Raw genomic sequence first — 23813 nt, 5'->3', positions numbered from 1 at the left:
ACCCTCAGAAGGTCAACGTCCACCCTCAGAAGGTCAACGTCCACCCTCAGAAGGTCAACGTCCACCCTCAGAAGGTCAACGTCCACCCTCAGAAGGTCAACGTCCACCCTCAGAAGCTCAACGTCCACCCTCAGAAGCTCAAATAGCAATATTTAACAGCAAACCACTGCTTTTAAATGTTTCTATACAAATGGTATTTCTACCCTAAAGAGAGGTGATTTCCAAATGCAGACAAAGTACAATCGAAAATAAACTTCACAAGCTGTTTATGCAATGGGGTAATTTTCTAGCCAAAGAAGCTGCTACTCATGGCTTATCTCTAAAGCAAACCGCAGCTTTTATAAAATATTTTAAGACTGAAAATTTAGGTAAAAATGATGCTCAACTTGCCAGCGAATTAAACGTTGAAGTTGCTGCTTTTAGAAAGTGGATGAGTGAGGTATACGACAAGTTCGCCCAGAATTATCCTGAGTTAGCTATTTCCAACAGTCGGGGCAAACTAAAAAAGTTACAAGCTTACCTGAGCGCGAAATATAATAGCGAATTGGATGTCCTCAAACCATTGGCGGCGATGAAATTATTAAAATCGCTGGTGGTTCGGGAACGACTGCAACAAGAAGCTTGGGTTGCGAGAAGAATTTGTAAATTTTTGCAATATTTGCCTTTAGCTTTAGAGTTAGTGGGGCGATATCTGGATAAAATGCCAGATTTGTCTCTGGAAACACTGCTGAAACGACTAGAGGAAAAGCGACTGGAACATGAAAAACTCCACCCACAAGGGGATGGAGTTTTTGGGCATGGGGAATGGGGGATGGGGCATGGGGAAGAGTCACCAATGCCCAATGCCCAATTCCCAAAGTCGGCGGGCGACTATCCCTCTCCACCCACAAGGGAATGGAGTTTCCCGCCAACTTTTAATGAAGCAGTAGTCAATGCTAACTCATTGATGGATTATGAATCCGGTCTAGCTGAAGCATTTGAATTGAGTTGGGAACATCTGGATGAGAATGCCCAAAACTTTGGCTGTTTGCTAAGTTTGTGTGCATTAGCTGACATTCCCTTATCTCTTGAGACGATACAAGATGAAAAAAAACAACAACTCAATGAGAAAGCCATAGCCGATTTACTAGAATTGCATTTGCTACAACGGAAAAATAAAGAAACTTATCGTTTAAATCCACTGATTCGGCAACTTATCCAGATGAAGTTGGATAAGTCAAGTGAGGCGGATGAAACAAAAACTAAATTTGCAGCAATGATGCTAGAGGTAGCAAAGTTAATTCCGCAACAGCTTAACCCTGAAGATATTCTCAACCTCACTCCACATATCCCGCACATTACAGAAGTTGCAATCCACCTATCCCAGTATCTAAGCGATAAAAATCTAATTACTTTATTGACCAAATTAGCCTGGTTTTATCAAGGTCAAGGACTTTATCAGCAAGCAGAACCTTGGTTGCGACAGTGTGTAGAAATCACTCAAAATCCTCTTGGTTTAGAACATGCCGATGTCGTTGCTAATCTGAACAATTTAGCATTACTCTACGAATCTACAGAACGCTATAGTGAAGCGGAACCTTTGTATCAGCAAGCTTTAGAACTCAGCAAACGTTTGCTGGGAGATAACCATCTTGATGTCGCCACTAGCCTGAACAATTTAGCAAGAATCTACGAATTCACAGGACGCTACAGCGAAGCTGAACCCTTGCTTGAGGAAGTTTTAGAACTGAGAAAACGCCTGCTGGGAGAAGAACATATCGATGTCGCCACTAGCTTGAGCTATTTAGCATTACTTTACGAATCTACAGGGCGCTATAGCGAAGCCGAACCTTTGTATCAGCAAGCTTTAGAACTGTGGAAACGCCTAGTGGGAGAAGAACATCCCAATGTCGCCACTACCCTGAATAATTTAGCAGCATTGTACTGTTATACAAAACGATACAGCGAAGCCGAACCCTTGTTTGAGCAAGCTTTAGAACTGAGAAAACGCCTGCTGGGAAAAGAACATATCGATGTTGGCACTAGCCTGAATAATTTAGCACAACTCTACGAGTTTACAGGACGCTACAACAAAGCCGAACCCTTGTATCAGCAAGCGTTAGAACTGAGTAAACGCCTGCTGGGACATAACCATCCCGATGTCGCCATTAGTCTGAACAATCTAGCAGCACTCTACCGTAATATAAAACGCTACAGGAAAGCCAAACCCTTATTTGAGCAAGCTTTGAAAATTTGTGAACGGACTTTAGGTGTAAATCATCCTACTACGATGACAATTCGGGCAAATTATGCGAGCTTTTTAACAGAAGCATATCACTAGCGATCGCTGCGCGTAATTCGTAATTCGTAATTCGTAATTAGTTAAAATAATATCCCCCTCTCCACCAGCAAAGAAGAGGGGTTAGATTCTACTTACATCCTAAAGACTCACGCGTATTTACACCAGTTTTAGAATTGACACCACTAGCCTTAACACAAAGTTTTTTCACTTGTATTCCATCTAAAATGGCATTCGTAAAATCAGCCCCTGTAATATCCACGCCATCAAAACTAGAACGCAGCATCATTGCATCAGTCAACACAGCATCACTTAAATCAGCATTCTTAAACCTGGTTAAATAGGCTATGCCTTCACTAAAATCAGCACCATGCAGATTTACTCCCTCCAATACGCTACCGTTAAACACGCCACCACGTAAATTAGTATTGCTAAAATTAGCATTCTCAAATTTGAGATTGGTAAACTCAGTACCAATTAAACTTTGACCAGAGTAATCTTTGCCCTTGAGTTGATCATTAGCTACAGAACGGGTAATACTTGAAGAACTTGCAGCTTGCGCCGATAGGGGAAACAAAAAAAGAACCGTAGCTAAGACAAAGCTAACTAAGAATCGCCAATATTTCATAATCTCTTCTTAATAAATCTCAACACTTCTACCATTAACTATTAAAGCTTACAGAAGAGGAAAAGAGAGTGGGGAGTAGGGAGTAGGGAGTGGGGGAGGAGGGGAGATGAGGGAGATGAGGGAGATGAGGGAGATGAGGGAGAATAACTAATGCCCAATGCCCAATGCCCAATGCCCAATGCCCAATGCCCAAATTCGATATACAAGTCTGTAAAAGGGGAAAGCATCTCGTAGGATGATAGATGTTGAGGTGCGATCGCAAAATAATTACCTGTGGCTAATCAAGAAGACAACGCCCAATCTTTGGCGCGAACCCCTTTATATCAACTAGGTGTAGAACTCAAAGCCCGCCTTACCAGCTTTGGCGGCTGGGAAATGCCCGTGCAATTTAGCGGCATTAACCGCGAACACGAGGCTGTAAGAAATACAGCCGGAATGTTCGATATTTCCCACATGGGCAAATTTACCCTCCAAGGTAAAAACCTCATTTCCCAACTCCAGCCTCTAGTCCCTTCAGACTTGAGTCGTTTGCAACCCGGTCAAGCACAATACACCCTATTGTTAAATCCCCAAGCCGGAATTATTGACGACATCATTGTTTATTATCAAGGTGAAGACGCCACTGGGACACAGAGAGCATTTATCATAGTCAATGCGGCAACCTCCAGTAAAGATAAAGCATGGCTATTGCAACATCTTGACCTAGATAAAGTGCAATTCCAAGACCTTTCACCAGATAAAGTCTTAATTGCCGTACAAGGCCCAAAAGCGATTAAATATCTCCAGCCCTTAGTGCAACAAGACTTACAACCAATCAAAACCTTCGGACATTTAGAAGCAACGCTACTAGGTAAACCTGCCTTCCTGGCCCGCACAGGTTACACCGGCGAAGATGGCTTTGAGGTAATGGTAGATCCAGATGTGGGAGTAGAATTGTGGCAAAGTCTCCATAATGCTGGTGTTATCCCCTGTGGACTCGGTGCGAGAGATACCCTGCGGCTAGAAGCGGCGATGGCACTTTATGGACAAGATATTGATGACACCACCACACCTTTAGAAGCCAGTTTGGGGTGGCTAGTTCACTTAGATACCAAAGGCGAATTTATTGGTCGGGAAGTTTTAGCACAGCAAAAAGCTACTGGAGTGCAGCGCCGATTGGTAGGTTTACAAACCCAAGGACGCAACATTGCCCGTCACGGCTATCAAGTGTTATCCGCAGGTAAAATTATCGGAGAAGTTACCAGTGGCACTCTGTCACCCACACTTGGTTATCCCATTGCCTTAGCCTACGTTCCCACCCAGCTAGCAACGGTTGGTCAGCAGCTAGAAGTCGAAATTCGCGGCAAAGCTTATCCAGCAGTTGTAGTTAAACGTCCCTTTTATCGGTCAAAAAATCGTGTCGCCAACTGATAAGCGCCGAGGTTTTTGAGGAATAATGTGTTGTAAGTTACTCAATCTACAGTCAGGTTCATTACCAGTAGACTTACGCAAAAGTACACCCTGTAGGGGCAATTCATGAATTGCCCCTACCTGAAAATCATCCTTTTCGGCTATTGTTTGCGTAAGTCCTGACCAGATATGGGTTGGATGACTGTTGGGGTAATAATTTTTTGATAAGGGAGAGGAAGTGATATGTCTTTTGAATATCCTCAAGATTTCAGATACCTGGATTCTCATGAATACGTGCGACTAGATGGCGAAATTGCCACCATTGGCATTACAGAGTTTGCCGTACATGAATTGGGTGATATCGTCTTTTTGGAACTGCCAGAAATTGGTGACGCTCTTACCAGGGGAGAAAACTTTGGCACAATTGAATCAGTGAAAGCCGTTGAAGAACTGAATTCACCAATAACAGGCACAGTTATAGAACGCAATGAAGCCTTAATTAATTCTCCCGAACAAGTATCAGAAGACCCCTACGGGGAAGGGTGGTTTTTGAAAGTGCGCGTCAATGACTCTGCCGAAGTTGAGGATGCTTTGACAGCAGATGAGTATCGCGCCCTGGTAGAAGGGGAGTAGGGAGTGTGTAGAGACGCGATTAATCGCGTCTGTAGCAAGTAGGGGAGTAGGGAGTGGGGAATGAGAGGAATAAGAGGGACAAGGTAAAATTGTCTCCCTCATCTCCCTCATCTCCCACTCCGCCCAAAGATAAGTCATGAAATTTAGATGAACTGAAAAGTTACATCTACTTATTATGAGTATTTATTGCAAAATATTAAATAGTACCATCTGGAGAGTAATTTGTGGTATCACACGCCCCGATTCTCAAGTCTAATGAGCAGCAAGTGCTGGACGGAAAAAGTCAAAAGTTAAGTAGTTTTGCGCCAAGACACATTGGCCCTAACTCCGATGACATCCAGCAAATGCTTAAGGTTTTGGGGTTTCCCAGCCTGGATGCCCTAATTGACCAAACAGTTCCACAGACAATCAGGCTGAAGCAACCGCTAAAGTTACCAGAAGCAGAAAGTGAGTACGCAGCACTGGCATCATTAAAAAAAGTTGCTGCCAAAAATCAGGTTTTCCGCTCATACATTGGTATGGGATATTACGACTGCATCACCCCACCTGTGATTGGGCGTAACATTCTAGAAAACCCCGGTTGGTATACTGCCTACACTCCTTATCAGCCAGAAATTGCTCAAGGGCGATTGGAAGCGCTGCTGAATTTTCAAACCCTGATTATCGATTTAACAGGTTTGGAAATCGCCAATGCCTCGTTACTCGATGAAGCCACAGCAGCAGCTGAAGCGATGAGCCTAAGCTATGGTGTCTCCAAAAATCAGGCAAATGCCTATTTCGTCTCTGGTGATTGCCATCCCCAAACTATTGACGTGTTGCAAACACGGGCGAAACCATTAGGGATTAAGATCATTGTCGGCGATCATCAAACATTTGATTTTGATCAACCAATTTTTGGGGCTGTTCTGCAATACCCTGCAAGTGATGGCACCATTTACGACTACCGCGCTTTTATAGAAAAAGCCCATGCTAAGGGTGCATTGGTAACGGTAGCAGCAGATCCTTTAAGTTTAACTTTGCTGACCCCTCCTGGGGAATTTGGCGCTGATATTGCTGTCGGCAGCACCCAGCGCTTCGGTATTCCGTTGGGGTTTGGGGGACCTCACGCGGCATACTTTGCTACGAAAGAAGAGTATAAGCGACTGGTTCCAGGGCGAATTGTCGGAGTATCAAAAGATGCTCAAGGTAAGCCTGCATTGCGTCTCGCCTTGCAAACCCGCGAACAGCACATCCGCCGCGAAAAAGCTACTAGTAATATCTGTACTGCACAGGTGCTACTGGCGGTAATGGCGAGTATGTACGCGGTGTATCATGGCCCGGTTGGACTGAAACAAATTGCTGAAAATATCCACTCTTTGACGGTGTTGTTAGCAGCAGGACTGAAGCGTTTAGGTTACAAAGTCGTTTCAGAATCTTACTTTGATACGCTGCGAGTAGAACTGGGAAGACGCAATTTAAAAGATATTCTGGCAGCTAGCGAACAACTTCAAATTAACCTGCGAGTTTTTGATGCAACTGCTGTTGGTATCTCGCTAAATGAAACAACTACACCAAAAGACTTAATTGACCTCTGGCAGATTTTTGCTGGTACAGATGATTTACCCTTCACACTAGAAGAATTAACTTCTCCCTCTCTTCCCCATCTCTCCCTTTCCCGCACAAGTACATATCTCACCCACCCAGTCTTTAACCGCTATCACTCAGAAACTGAGTTATTGCGCTATCTGCACAAGCTAGAAAGCAAGGACTTATCGCTAACTACATCGATGATTCCCTTGGGTTCTTGCACAATGAAGTTGAATGCGACTGCTGAGATGATTCCGGTAACTTGGGAGGAATTTGGCAAGATTCATCCATTTGCACCTTTGCCCCAAACACAAGGTTATCAAATCCTGTTTAGGCAACTTGAGGCATGGTTAGCTGAAATTACTGGTTTTGACGGAATTTCTCTGCAACCAAATGCTGGTTCTCAAGGGGAGTATACGGGACTTTTGGTGATTCGTCAGTATCACGAAAGTCGGGGTGAAGCACACCGTAATGTTTGTTTGATTCCCACCTCGGCACACGGGACAAACCCAGCGAGTGCGGTGATGTGCGGGATGAAAGTAGTGGCAGTTGCCTGTGACTCACAAGGTAATATTGATGTTGATGACCTGAAGAGTAAGGCAGAAAAACACAGCAATCAACTCGCCGCCTTAATGGTGACATATCCCTCAACTCACGGTGTTTTTGAGGAGCCAATTCAGGAAATCTGCGCTGTTGTTCATAGTCACGGTGGACAAGTTTACATGGATGGGGCAAATATGAATGCCCAAGTGGGAATTTGCCGTCCTGGGGATATTGGCGCGGATGTCTGTCATTTGAATCTGCACAAAACCTTCTGTATTCCTCATGGTGGCGGCGGCCCTGGTATGGGACCCATTGGCGTTGCTTCTCATTTGGTGCCATTTTTGCCCGGACACCCTGTTGTGGGGAGTGGAGAAGAAATTTCTAATTCCCAACGTATTGGTGCGGTTGCTGCCGCGCCTTGGGGTAGTGCTAGTATTTTGGTGATTTCTTGGATGTACATCGCCATGATGGGTGCTGCTGGTTTAACCCAAGCAACTAAGGTGGCGATTCTCAACGCTAACTATATCGCCAAGAAACTGGAATCGTACTATCCGGTTTTGTATCAGGGGAAAAATGGTCTAGTTGCCCATGAATGTATTTTAGATTTGCGATCGCTCAAAAAATCAGCTGCGATCGAAATTGATGACGTTGCCAAGCGTCTGATCGATTATGGTTTCCATGCGCCGACTGTCTCCTGGCCTGTAGGGGGTACAATCATGGTGGAACCTACAGAAAGTGAATCTAAACAAGAGTTAGATCGTTTCTGTGATGCGTTGATTTCTATTCGCCAAGAAATCTCCGAAATAGAATCAGGTAAGGTGGATATCCAAGATAATGTTTTGAAGAACGCACCCCACACTGCCGAAAGTCTCATCACTGGAGAATGGCAGCATCCTTATTCTCGTGAACAAGCTGCCTATCCTGCACCTTGGACTCGTGAGTATAAATTCTGGCCGGCTGTTGGTCGCATTGATGCAGCGTTTGGCGACAGAAATTTTGTTTGCTCATGTCTGCCAATGGATGCTTATTAGAGGATGTTTGTAAAGATATCAAGTTGTATAAAGATTCCTCCTAACCTCCCTAAATTTGAGGATGTTATTGAGAGTTAAAGTTGTAATTACTTGATAATTTTACAATCGTGCCTATCCCCCAAGAACCCCGACTTCTTAAAGAAGTCGGGGTTCTGAATGATATATATGATTAAAGATGAGAAATTATGGAAGAAAACAGGCCATGATTACTAAAGAAGAAATTACTATCAAAGTTCCCTCTGAGGTAGCAGAGGCATACCGCAATGCCACGGAAGAAGAACCGGAACAATTGCAACTTAAGATTACGGCAATTATGCAGTCTCAATTTACAACGAAAAGACTTGAGTCGATTGCACATTTGAGAAACACAATGGATAAAGCTAGTCTTGAAGCACAAGAGCGAGGATTAACGCCTGAAATATTAAAATCGATTTTGAATGATGACAAATAATCGACGGTGCGATCGCATGAAATAATCATGTAATGGAAAAGTTTATTTTCTCCATATATCCCCTTTAAAATGTTGGGGATATGAATACTGCTTATTCAAATACTCTACAAACTGGTATAAAGTTTAACATCACTAAACTTACGAAACTTTTTTAAGAAACAAAGCTTATGGTGGGAATGCGTAGGCGTAGCCCGTCGAAGACATAGCTTTGACCCCTAGAAAATAAATCAAGTGAGAAATCTGATTCTTTCCTTAATACATTAACTAAGGTTTTTATCAAGAGTAATTTAGATGCGTTTATCGTGATAGAACTTACGCAAAATTACAACATATAGGGCAATACAGTTCAGTTAAGCATTTCTTCCTTCTCTTCCTTCTCTTCTTTGCGTCCTTTGCGCTCTTTGTGGTTCGTTAAAAAAATGACTTTTACAAAGAGTTTTAGCCTTAACTGAACCGTATTGACATATAGGGGCAATTCATGAATTGCCCCTACTCACTCCTAACTCTTCTAATTCTTTTTGTAAAGATAAAGGCTGATAACCCAATGCAAATGCTTTGGAACTATCTAAAGAAACATCTACTGGTCTAGGTGCTGCCATTTTCACATCTTGTTGTCGGCAGGATTTAAGTCCGGTGGCGGGAAGTTGAAATACTTCCACTAATAGCTGTCCAAAATCATAACGCGAAATCCGCTCTTTGCCACCTAAATGAATGATGCCGTTAACTTTTTCTAATGCTAATAAAAGTCCTTTGGCGGCAGTTGTTCCACTTACTGGTGTGCGAAATTCATCTATAAATAAACTTAGTTCTTTTTCGGCTTTTAAAGTTTGAATAAATGGCTGAATAAAGCTTTTAGCTGTAGGTGTTGCTGCACCAAACATCAACGGCATTCGACACACTGCGGTCATCGGATATCTTTCTAGCATATCTGCTTCTGCGATCGCTTTCTGCTCACCGTAAAGATTCACAGGACACACGGCATCTGTTTCTCGATAGGGGGCATTTAAACCATCAAAAACTAAGTCGGTTGAGGTAAAAGCACAAGGAATAGAATTATCCGCGCAAAGTCCGGCAATATTGCAGGATGCTATAACGTTAATTGCGTGCGATTCTTCGGGGTGGGTTTCACAAAAATTTGGTTGCGAATGTGCAGCAGTATGAATAACTGCTGTTGGTTTTATATCATTAAATATACGCTGCAATTCCTGAAAATCTGTTAAGTTCACTTTTAGCATTTTGATGCCAGGAATCTCTAAAGGATGGGATAAATAAGTGCCATAAATCTCCCATTCTTGTCTTGCAAGCTGGCAAAGATGCCATCCTAAAAAACCACTTGCTCCGGTAATTAACAATTTTTTCATGTCTAATTGTAAACCGCTCAATAAAAAATCCTTGTCACAGCAAGCTTATATTCTACACTGAGTGGTGATGACAAAATACTATTGCAGTAATTCCTGAAAGCGCTTTTCACTACGCACTTTGCTAAAGTCTGGGTCAGTTTTTGCTAACTTCTTGTATTTATCAGGAACAAGCTGGATTGCTTTGTCTAGGTTCTCAATTGCTAATTCCAGATTGCTTTGTAAAGCATAAGAGCAAGCTTTATTATAATATACTTGGTGCAAATCTTGCTTGATAGCGATCGCTCGATCATAAGATGCGATCGCATCTTGGTAGCGGTGCAGCTTTGTCAAAGCAATACCTCGGTTAATTAAGGCTTCATATTTGTCGGGTTTGATGGCGATCGCTTTGTCGTAAGATGCGATCGCGTCTTTGTAGCGTTGCAACGATGTTAAGGCTATGCCACGATTATACCACGCTTCATATTTGTCCGGTTTGATGGCGATCGCTGTATTGTAGGATGCGATCGCGTCTTTGTAGCGTTGCAACGATGTTAAGGCTATACCACGGTTAATCCAAGCTTCAGAACTCTCAACTTTGATAGCGATCGCTTTGTTATATGCTTTTATGGCATCTTCATAACGTTGTCCATCTAATAAATGATTGCCTTGATGAAAGAAATCTTCTGCTTTTTGTGTAGCCTTCGCTTCTCTCAAAAGTTGGGTTACATTACTTTCTTGCACAACTTGCGTAGTATTTTCTGTCCATGAGTTTGCCCCACCACTACAGCCAAATCCAAAGAAAGCTATTAAGCCAGATGCCACTAAGCAGCGCCGAAAAACCATACTCTACCTACAAAACTTATAAAATGATGTTAAAAGTTGTTCATTTTTTGAACATTATCAAAATACACTAGTTTTTACCCATTAATTTCTTTATTTTTTGAGAAATAACTTTGCTGACGATGCATAGAAGCTTCTGAAAATCAAGTGTACGTTACATTATCATATTAAATAGACATAAAGCAATTGCTTAGAGTCTATTTCAGCCAAAAAACGATTATTGGTGTTGCTATATAGGTAGACATCCCACTTGTGTGGTAATTTTCTCTCCAAGTAACAAGGGTGCGATCTGAGACTTTGTTCAGCCTTTAACTTTAATATAAACAGATTTTTACGTAACATTTACTTTAATAGAGTTTAATTTAGAGCAGTTTTGATGTAGAGACTAATAAAGTATAGGACTTACGCAAAATATCTCTGAAACTCTGATTTCTCCCTGTACTCTGCGCCTGGAGCGGTTCGTTATTCCGTAACTCGTGCGTAAGTCCTAAAGTAGTTTCATTGCACGAAGCCTGTAATCTTAAGATGGGCTATATAAAGATTTATAGCTAAATTTCCAGAATTCCTGGAACTTAAGTAAAATACTTAATTAAATTTCGTGGCGAATGAAATTAGGTAAAATTCTGCGTTACTCCGCGTTTCAAAACGTTACGATTTTACGCAAAGCTGTAATAAAACTAAATTTCAAATAAGAGTATTGTTGCAAATGATATCTAAAGGATTGTAACCATGAAAAAAAGTTTTTTTGCACTAGCATTAACCCTATCAGCGCTTCCTATATCTATTTCTACATCAATTAATCCTGCGATCGCACAATCAACTCCTGTTGAATCAACTGTTTCAATACGAGCATTTAATCTTCCTAGCTTCTATATTCGTCATCGCAATTTTCTTGGCGAAATTAGCCTTATTTCAAGTTCTCTAGACAGAGCAGACGCAAGATTTAGAGTAAGGTTGGGGTTAGCGTCTTCTAATTGTGTTTCATTTGAATCCTCAAATTTTCCAGGATACTACTTAAGACATCAGAATTTTAGGATTAGATTAGATCGTAATGACAATACTGCACTGTTCAAAAATGATGCAACCTTTTGTATAAGACCAGGTTTAGCAAGTTTAACAAATGTTTCTTTTAGGTCATATAATTTTCCTGGTTACTATATACGCCACAAAAACTTTGAGCTTTATATTGACCCGTACAGCACTGATAGTGTGTTTTTAAATGATGCCACTTTTACATTACTAGCACCGTTCAATCCCTAGTTAGAGTAGCTATAGCAATCCGATCTAAGTTGCAAAAATTACTGTTTTTAACGAACCACAGAGAGAAAAATCAACATAAATTTTTACAAATCATTTAGGACTGCTATCACTGCTATATAGGCTTAACTAATCCCAAACACCGACTCGACGGTTGACTTAATCGAATCGCGTGCATCCTTCAAAGTTTGACTAATAGGATGTTTTGCCTGCAAAAATGCGCGCGCACAATTGCGTCCCGGCATTCCCGAAATCGAACCACCTGGATGAGTCCCTGCACCAGTCAAAAATAGATTATCAATTGGCGTTTTGTAGTTCGCTATTTCTGGCAAGGGACGGAAAAATACCATCTGATCTAGAGTCATGTCAATATGGTAATAATTCCCTTTGTATGCACCTAATCTTTCTCCTAGTTCTGCTGGACTTTCTACACGACGGGCGATAGTTGCATTCTTGACATTCGGTGCATAGTCTGCCAACTTATCAATCACCCGATCTGCAACTTTGTTTTTCAATTCATCTGTCCAACCAGTACCTTTCAAACCTGTCCCCTCTGCACCCGCAATTTGATAAGGGGCGAAAAACTCAATCCATACGGTGTGCTTACCTGGAGGTGCTAACGTGGGGTCTAAATAACTAGGCATCACTAGATACATTGATGGATCAGCATCAGGAATCTCTCCCAAGGTACATTTACTATGAGCCTGTTCTACATGAGCCACGGAATCTGCAATCAAGATAGAACCGACGAGATATTCATCTTTGTGGGCGTGGTGTGGAAAGTGCAGTGGTTCGTCTAAAGCCAAATCTATTTTGAGGATGGTTTCGTTGTTGTTAACGATGCGGCGTTCTAATCTTTCCCATAAATTTGGATCGGCTCCATCAACATCGCTTTTATCAGTCATTTGCAAAAATAACCGCTTGGCATCAATATTAGAAATAACCCCGTATTTAGCTCGATATTCTTTACCGCCAGCAACCCGCACACCCACAGCTTTCCCATCATCAATTAAAACTTTTTCAACATGCTGATCTGTGAGAATAACGCCACCTTTACTTGTGACTAAATTCACCAAAGCTTGCACAAGTGCGCCAGTTCCGCCGCGAGGTCTGGCCATCCCCGGATTATGACGCATTGCCATCATAATTGCACCAATGGCAAGGGTTTTTTGTGATGGCGGCGCACCAAGTTCTGCTGCTAGTCTGGCTAGTGGCGCTTTCAGAAATTCTTCATCAAACCACTCGTTAAGTAAATCTTCAGCGCTGGTTAACATGGTGCGAATAAAGTCCAGCGTTTTGTTTGGAGAACCAATAACCGAAAATAAATCTTTCAGTTTGGTGATGTCGTAGTTACCAAGGATGTCTATAATTGATTTTGGCGGTGCATTAAACATGGGAATCATTGCACCTAGCGATCGCTGCCAAAAGTCTACAAATTCGGCGTATTTTTTGGCATCACGTTCACTATAACGGGCGATTTCTGCACAAGTCTTTTCTACCGACTTATGTGCTAAGAAATACTTGCCATCAGGATGAGGACAGAAAACAACTGGATCGCACTCCAAATAATGCAAGCCGTATTTTTCTAGTTCTAATTCCTCAACAACTGGCCCCAAATGAATAAATTCATGGTCAATAGCACACAAGTTAAATTTAAATCCTGGAGCTTCTTCGGGTAAACATTCTTCAGTTGTTGCTGCACCACCTGGAACAGAACGCTTTTCTAATAAGAGGACGCTATAACCAGCTTTTAGCAAATAAGCTGCACAAACGAGGCCATTGTGTCCAGCACCGATCAGGACAACATCATACTCTTGCATACGTTGTTATTTTGAAATAAATAAGTAACTTTCAAAAGCTTATAAAACTTTTAATAAATTTACATCACTCCCTAGTTACAAAAATTATCTTTTACTCCTGTCAATACTACTAAGGAGATAGTATGTCTGACGATGATGGTATTTGCTTCACTTCAGTTTGTACCATAGGTATTAAACTAGCAATTTCTAATTTTATATCTTTAGTAGAAAACGTTATATAGCAATCCTATCTGAGTTGTGAAAATTACTGTTTTAACGAACCGCTCCAGGCGCAGAGAGCGCAGAGAGAGAAATCAACATAAATTTTCACAAATGATTTATGACTGCTATATCCTCCGATTCAAAATATGCTACATTCATCAGTTGTTTGGTTACTCACCGGACAACTGGAAGTCGCGCCCCAGGTGCATCAAGTCGGGAAGCCCGCTCTTACCGCCTGGCTCCCCAACGCACTGGCTTGGCTACACAAACAAAACCCCAACTCTTGGAGACGCTACGCGAACGGGGAATTCAAAATTCAAAATTCAAAATTCAAATCCCCATAATTACAGCTATTTTCAGGTAAATAGACCACGCGGTAGGGGCACAGCATTGCTCATTGGTGTCAACTTAACGTGAAAGCCAGTCTATAAGCAGCTTTTAAGATTGTCTCGTTTGTCTCGTTCCCAGTCTCTGACTGGGAATGCATTCCGAGAGGCTCCGCCTCAAGACTTGCGGCAGAGCCGCAACGATCTGCATTTCCAGCCAGAGGCTGGAAACGAGGTTTGAAAAGGGTTTTGGCTTAAGTTGACACGCATGAGCATTGCTGTGCCCCTACGATAAATGTGGTTCAAATACATGATTTCTGCTGTAAAGCATAGGTAACTTTTGACATCCGCCTTGCGGTACTAGTACAGCACGGCGTAAATAAGCCATCCCAACGGGAAAGCCAGTCGCCTGGGTCGGGAAACCCTCCCGCAGCGCTGGTTCACCATTTGTAATGTCTGAAACCCTTGCTAAAACGTAATTACGTTCGCGTAGCGTGCCGGAGGCTCTATTACGAATTACGAATTACGCGTTCGCGTAGCGTCTCGTAGAGAAGCGGTGCTAGTGGTATCTAGCGGTTCCCCGGAGTACTATAGTTTGATATGACTGTAATTGTCCAAACAGGGGAGTACGGATAAATCCTGATGTTTTTTGAGTAGTTAAAATTGCTTCGGTTTGGACAGTAGTTGGTGGATTCCCGATAGCTAGGTTGATAATTGGTACCAGGAAGCTCAGTTTGACTGTATTTCCTCCAAGGTCAGGGTTTGGTGGTTTGCTAATAATTATCGTCACTAGTGTACCGATATCAGTAGCTAATGTCTGAATTTGATCCCCACTGAAATGCTTGGAAATGTTTTGAGTTTTGTAATCAAGCTGTGGAACTCCATTGACAATTGAATACTTGATGTGAGTACCTTCGCCCTCAAGTTCAAACTCATTTGGTCGTTGTACAACAATTGCTTGTGCTGGCTTTGTGGATTTGGTCATCAAAAAAGATACCAGCGATGTCGCGGTTAAGCCAGTCACAAAGGTGAGAGCAGTTTTGAGAATTTGACGGCGGGGCAAATTTGGTAATTTCATAATATATATATAGTGTTTCTCGTTTGTATGCAATAGATTTTGACCTCACTTCCATTCCTCTCTCCTAAAAGGAGAGAGGCTTTGAATTTTACTCCCCTTGCCGGACAAGGGAAGGGGTTGGGGGTTAGGTCTCTTGAGAAACGGTATAGATGGGAGTTGAAAATTTGCTGAACGCAACCATCAACCCCCCGAAGCATTAAGCAGTGGTTGTCTGTAGGATGGAAGACTTCACCTGACGTTGACTCTTGACAACCATCTGGATGGGACGATCTGGGCCTGTGATCAAACCACGGCGTTTAGGTCGCACTTCACTATTATCAACTAACTCTAATTCGAGGCTGGAAAGGATTTTAGCAAGTGCTAGCTTCATTTCCAACTGGGCAAATGCTAGCCCAATACAGCGCTTTGCACCACCCCCAAAGGGCAAATATTCATAGGGAGAAAATTGCCGTTCTAAAAAGCGTTCTGGCTTGAACTGCTTAGGTTCTGGATAAATATCTTCTCGCTGGTGGGTCAAATAAATAGAACCAAGTACGACTGTACCCGGTTCTAGTTCGTAACCGCCCAGTGATATGGGTGTTCTTACTATTCTGGGAAAGGTGAATATAGCTACTGGGTAAATGCGTAATGTCTCGGAGCAAACAGCGTTGAGATAGGGTAACTTGAAAATGATGCTGGGGTCTGGGTCATCGCCCAAGCTATCTAATTCTTGTAGTAGCTTTTGGCGCACTGATGGTAGTTTGTGAATCCAGTATAATGCCCATGCTAGCGCTGTAGCTGTGGTTTCGTGACCGGCGACTAACAGAGTCATCAATTCATCGCGCAACTCTTCATCGGTCATGGGTTGATCGGCTTCATCCCTAGCAGCCATGAGTAAGCTGAGAATATCTGTGCGTGATGAATCTGCTTGTTCTCGACGTTCCCGAATTTCCTCGTAGATGAGTTCGTCAACTTCTTGCTGACGGCGCATCTGTTTTCCCCAGAAGTTAATCGGGCCAAAATCCCTTTGTAAAGCTGGAAAATAAGTCAAAGCCACACTTAACCGAGAACTAGCCTTTTCTAAAAGATCACCCAGAAATTGCTGTAGTTTTTCGGCGCGAGTCCCTTCATGTAGCCCAAACACAGCTTGCATGATCACCCGCAGGGTAATAACTTGGGTGGCAGACCGAATATTAAAGGATTTACCTATCTGGTATTGGCTGATAACTTGCTTGGTGACATCGATAATCACTTGGCTATAGTTTCGCATGCTTTCGCCGTGAAAGGGAGGCATTAACAACTGGCGTTGACGCTGGTGTTCTGCGCCGCTAATGGTAATCACAGAATGCTTGCCCAGCAAACGTTCAAGCCGCGGATCGCCAGGCGCTTCTAATTGCTTGGTATCATTTGTCAAAATTTGCTGTAGTGCTTGGGGGTTGCTGACAACCACCATAGGAGGAGAATTTCTCTCTAATTTAATAGTAAAAATCTCCCCATAGCTTTTGGCGCAAGCCTCCATAAATGTCATCGGATTGGTGATCCAGCGCACCAGCTGTAAAAGTGCTGGGATTTGCGCTTCATTTGGTAATTTCATAATTTTTTTTGCTACTGAAACTAACTGAAATTTTGCTGGCGTGACTATTTAAATTACTTATTCTAACGTTGTAAAAAAGCAATAAACTGTTACAACCTCGAAGATGTAAAATTTTTGTTAAATTCAACAAGCATCTACAGTTTCACTTAATCGTCAAAAGGTACTCAGCATGACTGCAATCTCCCCAAAGGCATCTTCAGCGCTTCCCGATTTTTCGGAAGGGATTCAATATTTTGGTGAAGCGTTACCAGATTTTGAAACTTATGGTGCAACACCTGCTATTGAGTTGGGCAAAATAGCGATCGCATCTCCCACAGATTCCACAGCTGTATATCAAACTTTACTTGCTGCCGATGCCCTCCGCTACCTGACTTTGCAAGTTACCGCGAGTAAGGCTTCTGGGCATCCCGGCGGATTCGCTAGCCAAGCAGAAGCTTACGCATCTCTTGTCATGCTGGGATACAAGAACATTATTACTGAAGTCGGACACCACGCCCCTGGATTTTATAGTGCCATGTTCTTGGATCGATCGCTAGAGGATATGGGAATTTTTACAGTCCAACAATTGCGCGATCGCTTCCGAGAAAAGCACGGACTCTTAGGACATCTTTCTGGTTTTATCCCCGGTATTCTCGCACCTGCGGGGCCTTTGGGACAAGGACAACACTTTGCAATGTCGGCTGCACTGTTACACAAAGATAAGTTGTTCCCCTTTACAGTTGGTGATGGTGGATTGGGTGAGCCTTATATTGTAAGTGCGATCGCGCATTTCCATACTGCTTATCCTGCTGTCACCAACTTTTTGCCGGTGTTGGTGTGGAACGGTTACAGCCAAGAACATCACAGTATGGTTTCCCTAAAAACCAATGAACAGATGCAAGCATATTGGCAAGGTAATGGTTTTGATGAAGTCGTGTTAGTGGATGCCAAAGATTTCGACGATCAAAACCAACCAGGGAATTTCGTTGATAGTACTGCCTTTTCCTTCGAGAAGCGGCTAGCATTTACTCAAGCAGTACTTTCGGGTGTAGATCAAGCCGCGCGATTTGCACTGGGCGGAAAACTTACCGTCTTCATTATTAAACAACTTAAAGGTGCAGGAGTCCACGCGCGGGGTGCAAAATCTCACAACCTTTATCCCAAAGATACGCTAGATGCACCTCATATTGTTAGTGCATTGCAAACCCGTGCTTTATCAGCCGAGGCTTGGCAATTAGTCAGAACAAATGCAGAACGCGCTGGCGGTGGGCCAGCAGCAAAAACTGTGGTGACAGAATTTGAGTTCCCATTACCAGAATTAGGCGAATTACCTTTAGAAGAATATCCAGTTGGAGGTGAACCCAAAGTTTCCACAACCGCAATGGGACGATTGGTAGGAATAGTTGGAAAGAAAGATCAAAATTTCCTTGTCACCAACGCCGATGGTAACGAAGCATCAGGAATTGCCAACATCAACCAAGCATTAAAAATTATCCACCCCACAACCGACGATTTATATTATCAAGCACCAAATGGACAAGTTTATGAACCATTGAGTGAAGATGCTTGTGCCGGTTTAGCTGCGGGTTTGGCGTTAATGGGTGCGAGAACTTTGTGGTGTTCCTACGAATCTTTTGCTATCAATGGATTACCAATTTGGCAAACTGTTACCCAAGCAATGGCAGAATTACGCCGTCAAACTCCCTCGACTATTACTTTATTCACAGCAGGCGCATTAGAGCAAGGGCGCAACGGTTGGACTCACCAACGTCCAGAAATTGAAGCTTACTTTGCTTCGTTGATGCGAAATGGAAATGTTTTTCCATTATTTCCCCCTGATGCTAACAGTATTCAAGTCTGTTATGACTGGGCGTTGAAAACTAAGAATAAGGGAATTGTGATTACTGCAAGTAAATCGCCGTTGCCAATTCGCACAACTTTAGAACAAACTCGCCAAGGGTTACGCGATGGTGCGGTGCTGTTACATGAAGTCGCTGGTGATAAACAAGTTGTATTTGCTGTAATTGGCGATTTAACATTAATACCAGTATTTGAAGCTGCTGCTTTCTTGGAAACTGAAGGTATTGGCGTGAAGATAGTTACTGTGATCAATCCTCGGCAATTGTACCGTAGTCACGATACTGCGTGGGAGACTTGTTCCCAAGCGGAAGGCGGTTTCTTGGATGATGCGAAATTTGCCGAATTATTTGATGGTGATGCGTTAATTGCGGTGACGGGTGGTGCGGCGGCGATGCTGGAACCAATTTTGTTACGTAGTACAGCCAAGCGTGATACTTTTGCGTGGAAGCGTGGGGAAACTACAGCCAGTGCTGGTGAGTTGATGGCGTTTAATGGATTGACTGCTGAGGCGTTGACAAAACGTGCGATCGCGTTAGTGCATTAAAGGTAAAATTGTTTCTACTTTTATCGCATTTATACGTATATTAACGCTGAAAATGGCGTTGGAATGCGTATATTTGCGTTTTTTTTTTGAAGAGAACTTAGCAGACAGAAAAATGGGCGTAAATTTGCTGAAATCCGTTAACAAAAGTTAGTTTACGAGTCGCAAAAGCTGGTTTAGAAGTCGCAAAAGCTGGTTTAGAAGTCGCAAAAGCTGGTTTAGAAGTCGCAAAAGTTAGTTTAGAAGTCGCAAAAGTTAGTTTAGAAGTCGCAAAAGCTGGTTTAGAAGTCGCAAAAGTTAGTTTAGAAGTCAGAAACTTAGTTTACAAGTCGCAAAACTTGATTTTTGAGCTAGAAGCGGGATACTTTTATCTGGAAGCGTGGGGAAATTACAGCGTGACTAAAGTATAATTTAAAATATATATCTTTTATTTATGGGTGTCTAATTTTGCTAGAAAACATCCAGATATCTGAACTACCATCAGTTTATTTACTTGACAAAGATCGTCTTCCTAATTGTGCAGCTATTTACTTTGTATTTGACAGTAAAGGTCAGATTATTTATATAGGTAGAACTCTTAATTTAGTTGAAAGATGGAAAGCACATCATAGATTTAATCAGCTAAAAAGATTTAATCGAAAAAATACCCTTAGTATTAGTTGGTTTACTTGTAGTAGTGATATAGGAAATCTATCAAATCTCGAAAATGAGTTTATCAAGTTATACAAACCACCCCTTAATTGGTCTAAAGTAGTAGTACCAATTAGAAAAATAACTCCAACCGAAACTGCTTTACAGCAAAGTCTTCAGCAGCTAGCCAAGTTTAATGTTATGATAGTTGGTTTTGATCCAATATCAGATGGAGAACCACCAACAATATATTTAGTATATCCTGTTTATGGGATGAAAGGATTTTCTGGAAGTATTAGAACTGCATTAAAAAACATTAATAAAAAGGCTAGTTCGCTAAAGTGGAAAGAATACAAAACTTATCCTAAATCTTTAGGTAAATTCGGTTTTTGGGAGACTGAATACAACGGTTTAAGAATAGATTTATCTCCATTTGATAGTTTAGTTTACTTCATGGAACATTCAAACCGTCGGACTCTAGCTGGAATAGAACTTATGGCATTTAGTGGGGAACAGCTAGAATTAATTTTAGATAAAAAAGAAGAAAACGATGAGAATACATCAGGTTTAGAAGCATTAGAAGATGATCCTATTCCAGTAGAAAATGTTTATAAAAATCAACCTTTAAATAGTAATTACAAAAATAAAGTTGAAGTTGAACCTTGGGAGGAATTAGAACCAATGGCTGAAGGTGAAGTTAGAATAATGACTCGTCAGTTTGTTTATGTGGATGATATAGAAATAGAAGTATGTACTAACGACAATGGAAAGCATTTTGTTAGACACAATGTTTACTGGTGGATAATGCACAATCAGAAAAATCCTAGTCCTGAGTATAACAGAATAATAGAAAATACCAAAAATTCAGTTGATAGACTACCTACTATCAGATGGTCTGGTTATAAATTTAGATTTGAGATGATTAGGTTTAGTGAAGATGATGTAGAAGTTGAGAGTATATTATTTCCACTAGCTATGTTTGAAGACCTAATGAAAGACAAGTCAAGGTTTAATAGTCAAGTTCTAGAACAAATTTTAAAGGGTGAGTATATATCAACTCACCATGACAAAGGAAGTATAAAACTACTTGTATGGCTACAATCTAATTCTATATCTTCGCTGCTTAAAACCAATAATAGTAAGTAGATTGAGTTGAGCAAAGCCAACAATATAATGATTCATATTCCCAACTTCTAAGACGGAGATTTTTTCATGACATTAGCATACATGATTACAAAAAGTAATAAAGATATAGAAATTTTACAGAAATTACTGCCGAAACATCTGAGTCAAGATATCAAATTTATCGCAGGTGAAAGTTCTTACAGAGCGCGTTCTTTAGGTACTTCACTTCTTGCTGCTCATAAAACACCTGTTGCTCTTGTCTTAGATGCAGACACAGATAACGAATCTCAAATATTTGAAAAACGTGATTTAATTAATTATGTCTTAAGGCAAGTATCATCTGGAATTCCCTTTCAAGTATTTCTTGGAGTTCCCCAATTAGAAATTGTATTTCTCCAAAATAAATCATTAATTGAGAAAATAGCACAACGCCAATTTAATGATTTAGAATGGCAGTTATCTCAAAGTAAACCTAAAGAGTTTTTAGAGACAGTATTTGGTAATAATCAAGAAATAAACGCTAGAATATTTAGCAATATAAATGATGAAGAAATTAGGATACTACAACGACATCCATTAATCCAAGAAATAATTACTTTCTTATCATCGTTGATTACGTCTTCTGTTGTAATTAATTAGCCATCAATATAGGATTAATTTATTAGCTGCGATCGCGCAATTTATTTTCTACCAATGGGACGTATTTGTATGCTGTGGAGTGAAACAACTGCCACAGTTTTCCCATCTAATATGACAAATTCAACCTCATATCCTTTGCCACCCTGATGTACTAAAACAACTGTGCCTATATCACCCTGTTCTAAACTATATTCTGGAAGATCACTAGTTAGAATAACCCTATCAAGTTCTTGAATCATTGTTCTCTCCGTTTTAGTGGGTATGAAGTAACAAACTCTTTTTGAGCGTTATATTTATTCTAGACCTCAACTATCCAAGATTAATTTATTATGAAATTTCAAGTAATTTTTACCTTTGATGCAGAATATGAAGGCTATGTTGCTGAGGTTCCTGAACTTCCAGGCTGTGTGAGTCAAGGCAAAACACTAGATGAGGCAATTAAAAATATTAAAGATGCCATTACGGGATATCTCCACGTTCAAGCTAAACATGGCAAATCTTATATTGTTAAGGAGTCGCAAGTGTTTATCGGGGAAGTTGTAGTATAAATGGGACGTTTATCAAATATCTCCGGTAAGGAAGCTCTGAAGATTTTTGAAAAATTTGGTTATGTATTAGATCACCAAACGGGAAGCCACATGATACTTTGGTGTGAATCAAAACCAACTTTATCAATTTCCGATGATTGGGAATTAGCACCTGGGTTACTTATAAGTTTGATTCGACAGGCAGGAATTACAGTTGATGAATTCCTCAAAAACAAATGAACTCAGAGACAACCATCATTATATTAGTCAGAATAACCCTATGAAATTCTTGAATCATCGCTGTTAATCTTACAGCCTCAGCCAACTATAATGTACTTAAGATTTTACACAAGGATGCAACCATGACTGACTCTCAAAGGATGGTTCGCTTAAACTTAGATTTGTCACCTGAACTAAATCAGATATTAGACGAACTAGCAAAGAAAATAGGCACAAATAAAAGTGATGTTTTGCGTCAGGCTATAACCTTGATGCAAATTATGGTTATAGCTAAAGAGGAAACCAAAAAATTAGGAGTCCCAGAAGCAAATCAATTGATAGCGAATGAAATCATTCTCTCATCTGAGCAGCAGCCAAAACCGCATCCACTAGACACATTTATAGAAACCTTTGGAACGTGGGAAGATACACGCACCGCAGAACAAATTGTTGATGAAATATATTCAAGTCGGACTGTAAGCGATGTCTGACGACAAGCCGCTTTGCGTCTACGCAATTATTTGTGAACTATTTACTTGACTTATAAACATAGCAAAAGCAATTGATGAATACGAATGCACATATTTCGACTTCACCAATCACCTTACTCAGGTTTAAAATTATTCTATAATAGGGTAATCCCGAAAAATTTCCTCAATTAAGAAGTTAATTATGGTAATCAAATTTGAATAAATATAATGACTTTAAATATTTTTGTCCGATTACTTAAAGGTATTCCTAATTTTGAAACCTGCGTTTGTGTAGCGTTCTGAAAATAAAGACAGGTTTTGTTTGTATCGCCGCGATTTCAATCGTCAAGTACTTTGAGGAAGTGCATAGATGGGTAGCGGCTTGAATTTTAATGATCAAAAAGGTTCAAAATATCTATAATTGTAAAAGTTTTGGATTAACACAGTAAATTATGACATTGAAAAACAGCTTTGGTGAATATAGTTTTGTCACTAAAGTAGACGTTACGAATCTGGAAGCTAGTGTCCAGTGGTACAAGTCCAAGCTCGGATTAGTTCCTGAACAAAAATATGACACTCCTAGCTGGAGGCAGTTTAGTCTCCCTGATATTGAGCGCGTTGCAATTGGACTGAACTTAAGTAACTCAGTTGAACCAGGTAGTACTGTTAGTACCTTTGTTGTAAACGATATAGTTACTGCTCGTCAAAGCCTTATTGAAAAAGGAGTTGAAGTTGGGCCAATTACAGATGTCGGTCATGGAGTGCAATTATCTGTTTTCAAGGATATTGACGGAAACTTGTTGGGGCTTCGGCAGAATCCGCAGTCTTAACCATTAGCTGCTGAAATCGGGGATTAGGCAGCAACTAAA

The 23813-nt window shown here is 41.1% G+C and carries 22 protein-coding genes; 15 read left to right on the top strand and 7 right to left on the bottom strand.

Going from position 1 to position 23813, the window contains the following annotated elements:
• Together V7L05_RS27315 and V7L05_RS27310 are read left to right on the top strand one after the other, a co-directional pair.
• Nucleotides 1-208, top strand: a 208-nt coding sequence (locus V7L05_RS27315) for a hypothetical protein (protein WP_335168831.1), incomplete at its 5' end; no start/stop codon positions are given.
• A gap of 60 nt (nucleotides 209-268) precedes the next feature.
• A complete protein-coding gene (locus V7L05_RS27310; protein WP_335168830.1) occupies nucleotides 269-2320 on the top strand; it encodes a tetratricopeptide repeat-containing protein in 2052 nt (683 codons plus the stop codon).
• A gap of 88 nt (nucleotides 2321-2408) precedes the next feature.
• On the opposite strand, the gene V7L05_RS27305 is transcribed toward V7L05_RS27310, so the two are convergent.
• Nucleotides 2409-2906, bottom strand: coding sequence for a pentapeptide repeat-containing protein (locus V7L05_RS27305; protein ID WP_335168828.1), 498 nt, complete (start codon nucleotides 2904-2906; stop codon nucleotides 2409-2411).
• A 273-nt stretch (nucleotides 2907-3179) separates the two neighbouring features.
• Between V7L05_RS27305 and gcvT the strand changes: the two genes are divergently transcribed.
• The 4 genes from gcvT (at nucleotide 3180) to V7L05_RS27285 (ending at nucleotide 8519) form a co-directional block, all read left to right on the top strand.
• Nucleotides 3180-4316 carry a glycine cleavage system aminomethyltransferase GcvT gene (gcvT, locus tag V7L05_RS27300; RefSeq protein ID WP_335168826.1) on the top strand — a complete coding sequence of 379 codons (1137 nt, stop codon included), beginning with the start codon at nucleotides 3180-3182 and terminating at the stop codon, nucleotides 4314-4316.
• Nucleotides 4317-4538: 222 nt separating this feature from the next.
• Nucleotides 4539-4928, top strand: a complete 390-nt coding sequence (gene gcvH, locus V7L05_RS27295) for a glycine cleavage system protein GcvH (RefSeq protein ID WP_335168824.1) — start codon at nucleotides 4539-4541, stop codon at nucleotides 4926-4928.
• Nucleotides 4929-5152: 224 nt separating this feature from the next.
• Nucleotides 5153-8068 carry an aminomethyl-transferring glycine dehydrogenase gene (gcvP, locus tag V7L05_RS27290; RefSeq protein WP_335168822.1) on the top strand — a complete coding sequence of 972 codons (2916 nt, stop codon included), beginning with the start codon at nucleotides 5153-5155 and terminating at the stop codon, nucleotides 8066-8068.
• 175 nt (nucleotides 8069-8243) lie between these two features.
• Nucleotides 8244-8519 (top strand): hypothetical protein, encoded by a 276-nt coding sequence (locus V7L05_RS27285; protein WP_335168820.1) that lies wholly within the window; start codon nucleotides 8244-8246, stop codon nucleotides 8517-8519.
• A gap of 476 nt (nucleotides 8520-8995) precedes the next feature.
• Here V7L05_RS27285 and V7L05_RS27280 read toward each other — a convergent pair whose 3' ends face one another.
• Together V7L05_RS27280 and V7L05_RS27275 are read right to left on the bottom strand one after the other, a co-directional pair.
• Complete coding sequence (locus V7L05_RS27280) at nucleotides 8996-9880, bottom strand: SDR family oxidoreductase (protein ID WP_335168818.1); 885 nt, start codon at nucleotides 9878-9880, stop codon at nucleotides 8996-8998.
• 78 nt (nucleotides 9881-9958) lie between these two features.
• On the bottom strand, nucleotides 9959-10702 hold the full coding sequence (locus V7L05_RS27275) for a tetratricopeptide repeat protein (protein ID WP_335168816.1): 744 nt from the start codon (nucleotides 10700-10702) through the stop codon (nucleotides 9959-9961).
• A 726-nt stretch (nucleotides 10703-11428) separates the two neighbouring features.
• Here V7L05_RS27275 and V7L05_RS27270 point away from each other — a divergent pair.
• Entirely contained in the window at nucleotides 11429-11959 is a 531-nt protein-coding gene (locus V7L05_RS27270) for an AbfB domain-containing protein (RefSeq protein WP_335168814.1), read from the top strand.
• A gap of 122 nt (nucleotides 11960-12081) precedes the next feature.
• Here V7L05_RS27270 and crtO read toward each other — a convergent pair whose 3' ends face one another.
• Nucleotides 12082-13776 (bottom strand): beta-carotene ketolase CrtO, encoded by a 1695-nt coding sequence (crtO, locus tag V7L05_RS27265; RefSeq protein ID WP_335168812.1) that lies wholly within the window; start codon nucleotides 13774-13776, stop codon nucleotides 12082-12084.
• 319 nt (nucleotides 13777-14095) lie between these two features.
• On the opposite strand from crtO, the gene V7L05_RS27260 reads away from it, so the two are divergent.
• A complete protein-coding gene (locus V7L05_RS27260) occupies nucleotides 14096-14341 on the top strand; it encodes a hypothetical protein (protein ID WP_335168810.1) in 246 nt (81 codons plus the stop codon).
• 521 nt (nucleotides 14342-14862) lie between these two features.
• Here the strand turns inward: V7L05_RS27260 and V7L05_RS27255 are convergent.
• The gene (locus tag V7L05_RS27255) at nucleotides 14863-15381 is read right to left on the bottom strand and encodes a hypothetical protein (RefSeq protein ID WP_335168808.1); all 519 of its coding nucleotides are present in this window, start codon (nucleotides 15379-15381) and stop codon (nucleotides 14863-14865) included.
• Between the two features lie 196 nt (nucleotides 15382-15577).
• The gene (locus V7L05_RS27250) at nucleotides 15578-16954 is read right to left on the bottom strand and encodes a cytochrome P450 (RefSeq protein WP_335168806.1); all 1377 of its coding nucleotides are present in this window, start codon (nucleotides 16952-16954) and stop codon (nucleotides 15578-15580) included.
• 169 nt (nucleotides 16955-17123) lie between these two features.
• On the opposite strand from V7L05_RS27250, the gene V7L05_RS27245 reads away from it, so the two are divergent.
• From V7L05_RS27245 to V7L05_RS27235, 3 genes are all read left to right on the top strand, one after another.
• Nucleotides 17124-19337, top strand: coding sequence for a phosphoketolase (locus tag V7L05_RS27245; RefSeq protein ID WP_335168804.1), 2214 nt, complete (start codon nucleotides 17124-17126; stop codon nucleotides 19335-19337).
• Nucleotides 19338-19781: 444 nt separating this feature from the next.
• Nucleotides 19782-21110, top strand: a complete 1329-nt coding sequence (locus tag V7L05_RS27240; protein WP_335168803.1) for a GIY-YIG nuclease family protein — start codon at nucleotides 19782-19784, stop codon at nucleotides 21108-21110.
• 66 nt (nucleotides 21111-21176) lie between these two features.
• Nucleotides 21177-21728 (top strand): hypothetical protein, encoded by a 552-nt coding sequence (locus V7L05_RS27235; protein WP_335168801.1) that lies wholly within the window; start codon nucleotides 21177-21179, stop codon nucleotides 21726-21728.
• A 41-nt stretch (nucleotides 21729-21769) separates the two neighbouring features.
• Here the strand turns inward: V7L05_RS27235 and V7L05_RS27230 are convergent, their stop codons facing one another.
• Nucleotides 21770-21967 carry a DUF4926 domain-containing protein gene (locus tag V7L05_RS27230; RefSeq protein WP_335168800.1) on the bottom strand — a complete coding sequence of 66 codons (198 nt, stop codon included), beginning with the start codon at nucleotides 21965-21967 and terminating at the stop codon, nucleotides 21770-21772.
• Between the two features lie 90 nt (nucleotides 21968-22057).
• Here V7L05_RS27230 and V7L05_RS27225 point away from each other — a divergent pair, with 90 nt between their 5' ends.
• The 4 genes from V7L05_RS27225 (at nucleotide 22058) to V7L05_RS27210 (ending at nucleotide 23774) form a co-directional block, all read left to right on the top strand.
• Nucleotides 22058-22276 (top strand): type II toxin-antitoxin system HicB family antitoxin, encoded by a 219-nt coding sequence (locus V7L05_RS27225; RefSeq protein ID WP_335168799.1) that lies wholly within the window; start codon nucleotides 22058-22060, stop codon nucleotides 22274-22276.
• A complete protein-coding gene (locus V7L05_RS27220; protein WP_335168798.1) occupies nucleotides 22277-22495 on the top strand; it encodes a type II toxin-antitoxin system HicA family toxin in 219 nt (72 codons plus the stop codon).
• Between the two features lie 122 nt (nucleotides 22496-22617).
• Entirely contained in the window at nucleotides 22618-22965 is a 348-nt protein-coding gene (locus tag V7L05_RS27215; protein WP_335168796.1) for a CopG family transcriptional regulator, read from the top strand.
• Nucleotides 22966-23396: 431 nt separating this feature from the next.
• Entirely contained in the window at nucleotides 23397-23774 is a 378-nt protein-coding gene (locus tag V7L05_RS27210) for a VOC family protein (protein WP_335168794.1), read from the top strand.
• Nucleotides 23775-23813: the final 39 nt, after the last annotated feature.

The sequence above is a fragment of the Nostoc sp. genome (genome assembly GCF_036917755.1).
Lineage (GTDB): Bacteria > Cyanobacteriota > Cyanobacteriia > Cyanobacteriales > Nostocaceae > Nostoc.
The sequence above is the reverse complement of the archived record's forward strand: the minus strand, read 5'-3'. Positions and strand labels throughout refer to the sequence as shown.